At 30.4% G+C, this 11,582-nt stretch carries 14 protein-coding genes; 5 read left to right on the top strand and 9 right to left on the bottom strand.

Annotated features, from left to right (window positions below; genetic code table 11):
* Positions 1–171 precede the first annotated feature (171 nt).
* Both ABJD66_RS11170 and ABJD66_RS11165 read left to right on the top strand, forming a co-directional pair.
* Positions 172–756 carry a TonB-dependent receptor plug domain-containing protein gene (locus ABJD66_RS11170; protein ID WP_348131511.1) on the top strand — a complete coding sequence of 195 codons (585 nt, stop codon included), beginning with the start codon at positions 172–174 and terminating at the stop codon, positions 754–756.
* A 2-nt stretch (positions 757–758) separates the two neighbouring features.
* Positions 759–1,589 carry a TlpA disulfide reductase family protein gene (locus ABJD66_RS11165; protein ID WP_348131508.1) on the top strand — a complete coding sequence of 277 codons (831 nt, stop codon included), beginning with the start codon at positions 759–761 and terminating at the stop codon, positions 1,587–1,589.
* Between the two features lie 72 nt (positions 1,590–1,661).
* Here ABJD66_RS11165 and ABJD66_RS11160 read toward each other — a convergent pair whose 3' ends face one another.
* The 9 genes from ABJD66_RS11160 to ABJD66_RS11120 form a co-directional block, all read right to left on the bottom strand.
* Entirely contained in the window at positions 1,662–3,023 is a 1,362-nt protein-coding gene (locus tag ABJD66_RS11160; RefSeq protein WP_348131505.1) for an NAD-dependent succinate-semialdehyde dehydrogenase, read from the bottom strand.
* 100 nt (positions 3,024–3,123) lie between these two features.
* A complete protein-coding gene (locus ABJD66_RS11155) occupies positions 3,124–4,224 on the bottom strand; it encodes a DUF748 domain-containing protein (protein WP_348131502.1) in 1,101 nt (366 codons plus the stop codon).
* Between the two features lie 4 nt (positions 4,225–4,228).
* Positions 4,229–4,630, bottom strand: coding sequence for a hypothetical protein (locus tag ABJD66_RS11150; protein WP_348131499.1), 402 nt, complete (start codon positions 4,628–4,630; stop codon positions 4,229–4,231).
* A gap of 42 nt (positions 4,631–4,672) precedes the next feature.
* Positions 4,673–6,232, bottom strand: coding sequence for a DUF748 domain-containing protein (locus tag ABJD66_RS11145; RefSeq protein WP_348131496.1), 1,560 nt, complete (start codon positions 6,230–6,232; stop codon positions 4,673–4,675).
* A gap of 163 nt (positions 6,233–6,395) precedes the next feature.
* The gene (locus ABJD66_RS11140; protein WP_348131493.1) at positions 6,396–6,842 is read right to left on the bottom strand and encodes a hypothetical protein; all 447 of its coding nucleotides are present in this window, start codon (positions 6,840–6,842) and stop codon (positions 6,396–6,398) included.
* 53 nt (positions 6,843–6,895) lie between these two features.
* Positions 6,896–8,101: an ABC transporter permease gene (locus ABJD66_RS11135; RefSeq protein ID WP_348131490.1), complete on the bottom strand. Its 1,206-nt coding sequence runs from the start codon at positions 8,099–8,101 to the stop codon at positions 6,896–6,898.
* Entirely contained in the window at positions 8,098–8,724 is a 627-nt protein-coding gene (locus ABJD66_RS11130) for an ATP-binding cassette domain-containing protein (protein ID WP_348131487.1), read from the bottom strand. The genes ABJD66_RS11135 and ABJD66_RS11130 overlap by 4 nt, the downstream gene beginning before the upstream one ends.
* Before the next feature lie 205 nt (positions 8,725–8,929).
* Complete coding sequence (locus ABJD66_RS11125) at positions 8,930–9,811, bottom strand: mechanosensitive ion channel family protein (protein ID WP_100894151.1); 882 nt, start codon at positions 9,809–9,811, stop codon at positions 8,930–8,932.
* Between the two features lie 49 nt (positions 9,812–9,860).
* Complete coding sequence (locus ABJD66_RS11120; RefSeq protein ID WP_303540065.1) at positions 9,861–10,370, bottom strand: DNA starvation/stationary phase protection protein; 510 nt, start codon at positions 10,368–10,370, stop codon at positions 9,861–9,863.
* A gap of 307 nt (positions 10,371–10,677) precedes the next feature.
* Between ABJD66_RS11120 and ABJD66_RS11115 the strand changes: the two genes are divergently transcribed.
* The 3 genes from ABJD66_RS11115 to ABJD66_RS11105 form a co-directional block, all read left to right on the top strand.
* The gene (locus tag ABJD66_RS11115) at positions 10,678–10,842 is read left to right on the top strand and encodes a DUF1328 family protein (RefSeq protein ID WP_100894149.1); all 165 of its coding nucleotides are present in this window, start codon (positions 10,678–10,680) and stop codon (positions 10,840–10,842) included.
* A gap of 65 nt (positions 10,843–10,907) precedes the next feature.
* Positions 10,908–11,090, top strand: coding sequence for a hypothetical protein (locus ABJD66_RS11110; RefSeq protein ID WP_100894148.1), 183 nt, complete (start codon positions 10,908–10,910; stop codon positions 11,088–11,090).
* A 97-nt stretch (positions 11,091–11,187) separates the two neighbouring features.
* Positions 11,188–11,582: hypothetical protein (locus ABJD66_RS11105; RefSeq protein WP_348131481.1), on the top strand; the 395-nt coding region annotated here is incomplete at its 3' end.

The following is an 11,582-nucleotide window of genomic DNA, read 5'->3' as shown; positions in this document are numbered from 1 at the left end:
TTGATATGAATCTGTTAATTCCTCAAAATATTGAGCATATAAATATTTTTAAAAATCAATCTGCTATAGATAGGTTTGGTAAAAAAGGAGAAAATGGTGTGGTAGAAATTACAACGAAAAAATAAAAATCAATCTTTAATCAATTAAAAACGAACAGTTATGTTACAAAAAATGAAATCAGTAAAAATTGTGATGACTACATCGGTAATGACGTTGTTACTATGTATGTTAGGTTTAAATGTGCAGGCACAATCTAGTACTTTTTCTTTCATAGGCGAAGCAAGTAAAGAGAAAATAAAATTGCTAACCATAGACATATTACCTACCACTACAGCTAATGATTTAGAAGGTTTTAGTAAAGAAGCAAAAGAGCAAGGTGTAACTTTATCTTTTGGTGATGTGAAGCGTAATAATAAGGGAGAAATAACAAACATATCTGCCACATATAAAACTAAAGACAACGTAACAGAAACTTACAAAAAAGATGAAAAGGGAATCATAGAGCCTTTTTATTTTTATTTTTCTGTGAAGGAGAAAGACAAAAGTATTGCAGCGGTTGGATTTAAACCTAAAAATAACAATCAGTTTTCTGATATACTTTTTGTTGTAAACGGACAAGAAGTTCCTAAACCTTTTGATGTTGGTATGATTGATCCAGATGATATTGAGGCTATAAATGTTTTAAAAAATGAAAGCGCAATAGCTAAATACGGAGCTAGAGCTAAAAATGGTGTTATTGAAATAACTTTAAAGTAAAAATGATATTAAATAATTATATAGTACAGAAATACATAAGTGTTTCTGTACTTTTTTTATGTTTTGCATCTAGTTTTAATGCTTATGCACAAGATAAAAAAGAAGTAAAACCAAAAATGATTTTTATTGTAAATGGGCAAGAGGTTACAGAAGAATATCTTACGGTTTTACAAAAAGAAAATAAAATAAAAGCAATGCATAATGGTGTTTCTAAAAAAGAGAAAAAAGCTATTGCAAAGCGCTTTAAAGAACGACTGGACAACAACTTTGTAATGAAAATTGAAGTCTTTTCTGATGAAGAGATGTTGGCTAATAAAAAGAAACAGCCAACAAAAAGTAAGTCTAAAAGTAAAGAAGCTAAAGTTGTAAATAAAGAAGCGGTAGCTGTTTCTAAAATTAAAGTTGGCGATACTATTACTGCTTTTACATTAGAAGATATAAACGGAAATGTTTTAAAAAGTACAGACTTAAAAGGTAAAGTGGTATTGTTAAATTTTTGGGCTACCTGGTGTGTACCTTGTTTACGAGAATTTTATGAAATACCAGAAGTTGTTTTAGAGCCAAATACAGATAAGAATTTTGTGTTTGTTCCTGTTTCGGTCGGAGAAAAACGTTCTACTGTGCTTAAAAAAATGGATGAATTAAGAGGTAGAGGTATAGATTTTAATGTGTATTTAGATCCTAAAAATGAGTTTTACAGTGGCTACAAAAAACAAGGAATACCTTTAAATTATATAATAGATAAAAATGGAGTGGTTGTTTATATTTCTATGGGATATAATGAAAAAAACCTAAATAAATTGGCTGCTAGAATTAAGCAACTTGTAGATTAATATTAAACAATAAAGCTTCAAACTATTGGTAAAACCTTTAGTTTGAAGCTTTTTTATGTCTTCTAAGTTATATTATTTAATGTAAACAGTTTTTTTATTTACAAACTCTAACATTCCTTCTTTAGATAGTTCTCTACCGTAACCTGATGCTTTTGTACCTCCAAAAGGTAATCTTGGGTCAGATTTTACCATTTCGTTTATAAAAAAGGCGCCATCTTCAATTTGGTCTATTGCTTGTCTGGCAGCAGCTATATCTTCTGTAAACAGCATAGCACCCAAACCAAATCTAGAGTTACTAGCAAGTTCTAAACTATGCTCTTTATTTTTTGCCTTTGTAATTGCAGCTACTGGTCCAAAAGTTTCCTCATTAAAAACAGGCATATCTTCGGTAACATCAGTAAGTATGGTTGGCGCAAAGTTAGCGCCATTAAGTGTGTTGCCAATAAGTACTTTTGCTCCTTTTTTTACAGATTCATCAACTTGTTTTTTTAATTCTTCAGCCAAATCTGTACGTGCCATAGAAGCCATAAAAGTTTCTTCTTCTTCAGGGTTTCCAATTTTTAGAGATTCAACCTCTGCTTTAAATTTTTCTAAAAACTCTTCATATATGCTTTCTTCAACAATAAATCGTTTTGCAGCAATACAGCTTTGTCCTGTGTTTTGGAACCTAGCTTTTACCATTGTAGGTATGTAGGTGTCTAAATCTGCATTATCCCATACAATACAGGCATTGTTGCCACCCAACTCTAGTACAGATTTTTTTAGATTTTTACCTGCAATACTAGCTATAGATTTACCAGCTTTTTCGCTTCCAGTTACACTAACAGCTTGTATAAAACTACTTTCTAAAACAGTTTCTGTTGCTTTATGGTCTGCAATAATTGTTTGAAAACAACCTTGTGGATACCCAGCATCTAAAAATAAATCTTGTATTGCTAGTGCGCAACCAGTTACATTTGCAGCGTGCTTTAAAATACCAACATTACCAGCAGTTAGCGTAGGAACAGCAAATCTAAAAACTTGCCAAAAAGGGTAGTTCCAAGGCATTACAGCCAATACACCTCCAATAGGATCATAACTAATAAAACTTTCTTGTGCTTCTGTATCTATAATGGCATCACTTAAAAAGTTATCTGCGTTTTTAGCATAAAAATCGCATAACCAAACGCATTTGTCTATCTCAGCTTTACTTTGTGCTATAGGTTTACCCATTTCTGCAGTCATTAAAGCAGATAAGTCATCTCGTTTTTTCTCTAACTGTTTAGCTAATTTTTTTAATAAAGAAGTACGTTCTTTAATACTCGTTTTTCTCCAATCTTTAAAAGTTTTTTCTCCTGTAGATAAAACAGAATCTATTTCTTGTTTAGTGTGTAAGTTGTATGTTTTTATGTCTTTTCCGGTAAACGGATTTGTAGTAGTTACTGTGTTGCTCATAGCTGTGATAATTAAAAAATTAATATTTCTTGTTCATCAAAATTAGGCAAGAATCTAAAGCTTGTTTAACGCAAAACATTAAATTATTGCTAGTATAAAGTTACTTTTTTTTCTTCTTTTTGTTGTTTTTGTCGGCACCTTTTTCTGCATCTTTAAAAGTTACGTTGTCATCTACCTTACCTTTAAAAGCAGATATCCAAGCATTTTTAAAAATGTTAGTTACCGTTGGGAATATTTTTGTTTTTACATTGTTTAAATCGCCTTCTATAGGAATTTTAGTAGCTAGTGTATTTTGCTTTTGGTTTTTAAGAATAAACTTAAAAAAGCCAACAAAACCTTCCCAAAGGGTTTCAAAAAAGCCATCTTCTTTACTTATAAGTTTAGCATCTTTTAAAATAGGTTTAAAATAGCCTGTTAAAAAACCATCTGCAATGGCAATTTCACTATAAACATTAAAGTTACCCTCTTTAAAATCTATACCACTGTAATGGTTTGTAAAATCGTTTAAAGCGGTTGCATCTGCATTTTGCAGTGATAAAGACATATCCATATCAGGAATTTGTTTTACCAAATCCATTTTACCATCTAATTTTAGCTTTCCGTTACCTATAGAAACAGCAGTTGCTGTAATGGTAGAGGGTAGGTTTCGTTTTTTTTGTACAACGTTTCTTAGGTTGTCTGCTTGTAAATTAATGTTGTCTAAATGTAAATCTATATTAGGGCTGGTGTTTATCTCTACAAAGGCTGCTTTTCCGTTTGTAATAGTAAGGTGGTTAATATCTATAGGTACAATATCTGTTAGTGCTTTAGACCAATCGTCTATATCTGTACTATCTGTTGTTTTGTGGTCTTCAAAAACATAAATAATGCTAGGTTTAGTTAGGTGCAACTCACTAACAATTTTGCCATTTAAAAGAGCTTTCCATTGTATAGAAATATCTGTTTTATCTACAGCAATAAAAGGCACCTGAGACTTAGCTTCTTTTTTATTTAAATACAAACCATTAATAACATACGCACCTCTAATTAATGAAATGTCAATGTCTTTAACTTGCCCATAATACCCAGGAATTTCAGCTAAAACATTGTTTACATAATTTTTTACAAGCGTTGGCAAAAGTAAGCGTACCACTATAACAATAATTACTATTGCTAGTGGTATTGCGTACCTTTTCTTTTTATATATTTTACGCTTTTTCATCCTATTATTGGTTGCTATTGTTTGATTTAATTTCTAGATACTTTTCTACGTCAGATGGTGTTTTAATTAAATGGAATTCATTGCTATTTATTAAAATTGCATAAGCTAATGTTTCTGGACTATTTTGTAATATTTTAATACAGTCGTCTGCCGTAATATCTACTTTTTCATCTCCATATATTTTAATAAAATTAGGATGATTTTGATCTACTAAATCACAAATGCTTAGTTGTAAATTATCAGCAATTTCTGCCCATTGTGTGCCTGTAATTTTTGTTTTAGAGGTGTCTTTTGTTAAAATATCTTTACTGGCAGACTCTACATAACCAACTGTTTGTTTTCCTATAGAGTTGTCTCCGTTATAAATTAATGTTATTTTATTACTATTTGTTGCTATTACTCCCATTTTAGTTTGTTTTAAGTGTTAAACTTTGTTTTTGTGGTGTTTTTAATGTTTTTTGGTTCCTTTTCCGGTTAAGGCATCTAATAAACCAGCTTTTACATTTATCCATAAATAATTAAAAAACGATTTTGTGGTATCTCTCTCTACCTCAATTTCTCCGTATCTATAATCTTCAGGGTTTGCTTTAGAGCCTTCTTTTATTAATAAATTACCTATCTTGGTTAAGAGCTTGTTTACTCCCAATCTGTCCTTTTTTAAAACCTTGAACTTAAAATTGTTGTATTTAATTTTTAAATCCCCTGCAGATTTTTGTTTGTTACCACTAACCGTAAAATACATCTGTTGCATATCTCCCTCTGCTGTTGCTCTTAAATTGGTGTTTAAAAACGGATTTATACTTGCAATGTCTAAGTTTGTAAAACTTCCCCAAGCTTTAAAGAAATCTGTTGTATTATGTATGTTAAAACTCCAGTTTAATTCTAAAGGTGTTTTGTTCATTAATAAAGAGTTTGTATGTACTGTGGTTGTTTTATTGTTGTAATTATTTAAGTTGCTAATAGTTGCATTTATATTATTAAAACTTAGTTTTTGGGGCTTTATATGTTGCGTTAATTTTTCTTGATAAGCAATGTTTCCTTGTTGTATTAGAATAGAATCTATACCTATTTTTAATGATAAATCTCTTAACATTTTACTATACATTGGCTTGTAACTAAAATCGTCTGCTATAAGTTTATCTCTATATACTTCTAAATTTGGTTTTGCTATATATACTTTAGAAATGTTTAAAAGTGATGTTAATTTTGAATAACTAAATGAAGTGTTTTCTAATGCTAATTCTTTAATTTTTAGATTGATAAAATCTCTTTCTATTGTTATTTTCTTTGATAATTCTTCTTTGGTGTATTTTGTTTTTAGTTGAAGATTTTTAAACAAGATAGATTCATTCTGTGCCTTTAATTTTTCAGCATTAATTTCTTCAAACTTACCTAAGTTAGCATATAATTTATGAGCAGAAATATTACTGTATTTATATTCTAACGGATTCGTATTTTTCTCTTTATCGGCCTTAAAAACAACATCTTTTAAGTTAATAAAAATATGTTCTGCCTTTGCAGCAGTTGTCTTTTGTGCATTTAAAAAAGTAATATTTCCGTTGGTAATTTTAAACTCACTAATACTTATAGGGTTTGTAAATATGCCCTCTTTTTTTTCTTCTTTATAGCTAGTTATGGTATCTAAAACTGTATATTTTGTAAGCTCTGGACTGGTTATCTTTAACTTATTTAGACTTAATTTTTTATAAAATAATAGGTCTATATAACTAAGATCCTTTATGGCTATTTTAGCAGCCTTTAATACTATTTTAGTTTTATTGTTACCCTTAGATTCTTCTTTAAAACTAATTTTGTCTAAACCAACGTTCCCTAATAAAAGATTAAGGCTAATGCTGTTGTAATTTATAGTAATATGCTGTGGTAAATTGTATTGTAATTGCTGGTTTATTTTATGCTTAACAAACCAATGTGCGCATAATAAAAAGACTAAAAACAAGGCTATTACTGCCGTTGTAATTTTTATAATATTCTTCTTTTTATTAATCATAGCTTGTGGTTAAATAGGCGTAAATTATACCACTACTAAATTCCATATAAATTAAAAAAGGGAGTAGCCCAAGCAATTAAATCTTTAACTGATTTAAAAAACAGACATAAAAAAAGCTCTTTAAAAGAAGTAAAGAGCTTGTAGTTTTATAAAGTAAGTAGTTTTACATTTTTATAGTAAAACCATTTGCATGTTCTATAGTGTAATATGTATGGTCTGGATCATCTCTGTTTAGTTTTAATGTTCCTTTTACCGAAATTAAATCGTCCATAAAAAAGTTTGGTCTTTTGTCAAAATACAACTCTATAATAGTTTCTGGTCCGCCATTGCCACAAAAAAAACAGGAAGCCATAGGGTTGTTAGATAACATAAAAGAATCTTTTTGACCTTCTAATACCAAAAAATAACCTGTAATAGAAATTTCTTGGCCTTCTAAAGCCAGCATTTTTTTAGTATACGTTGGCGTTAAAAATTCTCCTAATTCTGCTCCGCCTTCTGGAGTAGTGTAGGTAACACCCTGTATCATATCTTCCCAGTCTAACAATGCCTGTGCAGATGTTAGTTGTGTAGAGCATATAAATAATAATAAAAGACCTAACTTTTTTATCATAATAATATTTTTTTTCAAAGGTAGTAATCCAATAATTATTCCAAATGTGTTTTTTATTTTTCTGAAGATAAAATTTTAGAAACATTTAGTTTAAAAACAGATAGCGAAGCCAGTACAGACGCAACAACAGTAATTCCTAAAGTAGCAAGTAATAGTATGGCTTCCCACTTAGTTATTGTAGCTAAATTAAAAGTATAACCGTAGCTGTTTTGTGCGTAGTTAGATATAATCCAAAGTCCACATCTGCCAATTAACCAACCAATAACATAACCTATAAAACCTAAAAATAGACCTTCTAAAAGAACCAACCAAAGTAACTGTGTAGCTGTAGCACCATAAGTACGCAATAACGCTAGTTCTTGTCTACGCTCCCTAATTGCCTTTAATAGACTAATAAAAATACTTAAACCAGATACCAATAAAATAGCAATAGCAATAAGCTGTATGGTTTGTACACCAACACCTAGTAGCTTTACCAAACGATTAATTTCTAAAGATGGTAATGCTGCCTGCATATTGGTTTTATCGTTAATATACCTTGGCAATTGCATCATAGCCATTGGATTGCTAAATTGTATAAGTAATGATGTAACCTCTAGGTCTTCTTCGTGGTGGTGTTCATCATCATCATCTTCTTCAGCGTGACCGTGAACATCCCAAATACTTTCTAAATTTGTAATAATTAAATTATCTACAATGCTTCCTGTTGGCTTTAAAATACCAACTACTTTAAATGGGTGTCCGTTATGCTCCTCTAGGCTTTGGTCTGCTAAACCGTGAGAACTTAAAAAAGTATCTCCAATTTTTAATTGTAGTTTTTTAGCAGTTGTACTACCTAAAACTACTTGCTGTGATTTATTAAATAACTCACCCGTTGCTAACTCAGCATTGTATAATTTTAAGTAACTAGTTTCTGTGCCTAAAATGCGTACTCCCTTATAATTATCACCATAAGAAACAGGAACAGCTGTTTTTACAAGTCTACTTTTTTTTAGTTTTTCGGCATCTTTTAATTTAATATTTCCTGTAGGTGCATCTATATGTAAGACCGATGAAAGTACCAACTGTAACGGGCTACCTTTTGCGCCTACAACCAAGTCTACCGGTTTTATATTTTTGTCTAAATTGCCTTTTACTTGGTCGCTTAATTGAAGCATAAACGTAACCAAAGCCACACTTAAAACTAAAAGTAATAAGCTAAGTAAAGCATTAAGTGGCTTAGATATTAGATTTTTAAAACTGAGTTTTACAAGATTCATAAATACAAGTGGTTTTTGAACATTGTTTTTACTCTTTGGTCATGTGTAATTATAAGTAAATTAGCATTACTAGTATTAGCTTCTTCTTTAAGTAATGCAATTACTTTTTCACAATTTTTGTCATCTAAGCTTGCAGTAGGCTCATCTGCAAAAATTACATTTGGTTTATTTATTAGGGCCAGGGCAATAGATAACCGTTGGCGCTGACCTTCACTTAAAGCGGTTACTTTTTTGTGTAATAAGTTGCTTATGTCAAGTCTTTCTGCTAATTCTTTTATTCTAGTGGTATCTTTCTTTTTATCAGGAAAATAAAGTCGTAGTGCTAAATTTTCTTCAACAGAAAGTGCATTTATAAAATAGTCGTTCTGAAAAATGATACCCATTTCTCTACCCCTAAAGGCATCTAGTTTTTTTCTAGATAAATTTTGTAGCTCTGTGCTACCAACAGTAATACTACCAGAACTAGCAGGTAGTAAACCAGCTAATAAATGTAAAAGAGTAGTTTTGCCTACACCAGAAGATCCTAATATTAGCAAATGCTCTCCTTGCTGCAGAGAAATATCAGGAAAACTAAAACTGTTTTCTGTTGAGTATGAAAATTGAAGTTTACTTGTTTTTATCATAAGCTTAAACACAAATATAGTAAGTACACACATACCGTTTTTGTATTTAAGAATTTATTATGAAATCTACAGTGGTTATAAAAAAGAAAAAGACCTCTTACTTAAAAGAAGTCTTTTTCATCACCACAAACCAAACAAATAAAACGTTGAATATGTTACTACTCAACAACAATAAACTTGTTTGTTTTTCTATGTATTTTATTAATTATTCTTTGTTGGGTGAGTTTATATTTAGTTTGTTATTAAATTCTAAAGTTCTAATAGGGAACGGAATGTTAATGTCGTTTGCATCAAAGTGTTTTTTAATTGCTTTAATTGCAACACTTTTAGCGTCTAATTTGTTTTTGGCATTTTCTGCATCTACCCAAAACCTACATATAAAGTTTATAGAGCTGTCTCCAAACTCTGTGTAGTAAAACTCTATTTCAGAATCATCGTCGTTTTTATATAAACTACCAACTGCTTCTTTTGTTAGTTTTTGAACCTGTTCTAAATCCGACTCATACCCAACACCACACGACACAACTATTCTCATACGTGTTGTTAGTGAGTAATTTTTAAAAGGGTTTTCTATTATAGTTTTGTTGGGTATAACCACCAAATTATTATCAAACTCTTTAAGTACCAGACTGTTTAAATTAATGTCCATTACTTCACCAGAGTAACCATTGGTTTCTATCCAGTTTCCTATTTCAATCTTTTTTCTAAACGATAAAACAACACCAGATAATAAGTTAGAAAGTGTTCCTTGCAAGGCTAAACCAATTACTAAACCAGATATACCTGCACCGGCAAGTAATGTATTTAATGTTTTACTTAAGTCCATTGCACCTAAGGCTAAAAATAGCCCTAAAAGAACAACAGCAGTAGCACTAATGCGTCCAACAAGGTTAGATATACTGTCTTGCGGTATACGTTTAGATGCTAATTTTACTACCCATTTGTTTACAAAGCGAGCAGCATAATAAGATATCACCATTACAATAATGGCAACTATTATGTTGGGTAAATTTTCAATTAAAGTTGTTACCCAACCTTCTATTTTATCATAAATATCTATAAAAGAGGCTTCAATTTTATTTTTCATATTTTAAAAATTTATAAGGTTATTAATTGCTTTTTATGAGCAATAACCTTTATGAAGTCATTTCTTTAGCTCTTATTTTTAGTTGGTCTTCTGTGTTTTTTCGCCAAGCATCTAACATCCAACTAGATTTTTCTAAATCTGCAATGTAAGATCCCATCATATCCATTGTACCTTCATCACCTGCTTCCTCTGCAGCTTCAATAGTAGTTTTCATTTGTTTTAATATTTTTTGATGATCACTAAGTATTTCAGCAACCATTTCGGTATCTGTTATTAGTGGAGATACTTCTTCTATAGAAGAAATTTTTAAGTACTTACTAAAGTTGCTTACTGGGTGGTATCTTAAGGTTAATACTCTTTCTGCAACGGCATCAATCTTTATTCTTGCGTCTGTGTATAACTCTTCAAATTTTACGTGTAAATCAAAAAAGTTTTGTCCAAGAACATTCCAATGAAAACTTCTCAATTTTTGGTAATACACACTGTAGTCTGCTAAAAGCATATTTAGTTCGCCTACAACAGGCACTAATTTATTGTCGCTAATATTTAAATAATTCATAAGGTTGTAGGGTTTAGTTTGATTAAAAAAAGCATAATCACTATTTTCTTATACTTAATATGTCTGCAACAAAACTACTTATACCTATTAAATTGGTTTAGCTCTTTTAATTTGATTTTTAACTCTAATACTATATTTAGAAAACTATACCTATTATATATATAAAGGGCATTATTTACTTGTTTTTAAATGAGTTAAGAATTGGATTGATTGTGTCAAGATGATCTCTAAACAAGCTTCATCTTTGCTGTATAGAATTTAAGTATTCAAAAAAAATAATAGTATTAACCTTTAAATTAAAAATATTATGTTGAGATGGACAATTACGTTTGTGGTTCTAGCTTTAATAGCCGGAGTTTTAGGATTTGGAGGTATTGCAGCAGGTGCTGCCAGTATCGCTAAAATTTTATTCTTTTTATTTCTGATACTTTTTGTAGTGTCATTAATTACAGGAAGAAAAAGAAATATTTAGTGCCCCAACACAGACACATACACACAAAATAAAACGAAAAAACAACAACATTAAAAGCAACAATTATGAAAAAGATAGCATATTTTGCAGTAATAGCATTTGCAGTAGGATCAGTATTTACAAGTTGTAGAGATACAAAAACTACAGGAGAAAAAATAGAAGACGGAGTAGAAGAAGTAGGAGACGGACTTGAAGAAGGAGTAGAGGAAGTTGGAGACGAAATTGATGATGCTGTTGATGATAACTAATAACTAAAATTAACATAATTTTAGTAAAAAAAGACAACCCTATAGTTGTCTTTTTTTAGTGTTTACATCGTATATTTAATAATTAAAACAAAAAACAATGAAAAAGATATTAGGTTTATTTTCAATCTTAGCACTAACGGTTTGTAGTGTACAAGCACAATCAATTTCTGAAAATGCTATTGGTTTACGTTTAGGAGACAATGATGGTTTTGGAGGGGAAGTTTCTTACCAGCGTCATTTAGGAGAAAATAACAGATTAGAAGTAGATTTAGGATGGAGAGATTCTAATGATGTAGATGCGTTTAAACTAGTTGGTTTATACCAATGGGTAATGCCTTTAGATGGTAATTTTAACTGGTTTGTTGGTGCAGGTGCAGGTATTGGATCTTTTGATGCAGGAGAAAACGACGGTACTTTTGCTTTAGTTGCTGGTGATATAGGTATAGAATATAATTTTGATATTCCTTTAATTTTATCTTTAGATATGAGACC

It is taken from the genome of Cellulophaga sp., assembly GCF_039943695.1.
Lineage (GTDB): Bacteria > Bacteroidota > Bacteroidia > Flavobacteriales > Flavobacteriaceae > Cellulophaga.
The sequence above is the reverse complement of the archived record's forward strand: the minus strand, read 5'-3'. Positions and strand labels throughout refer to the sequence as shown.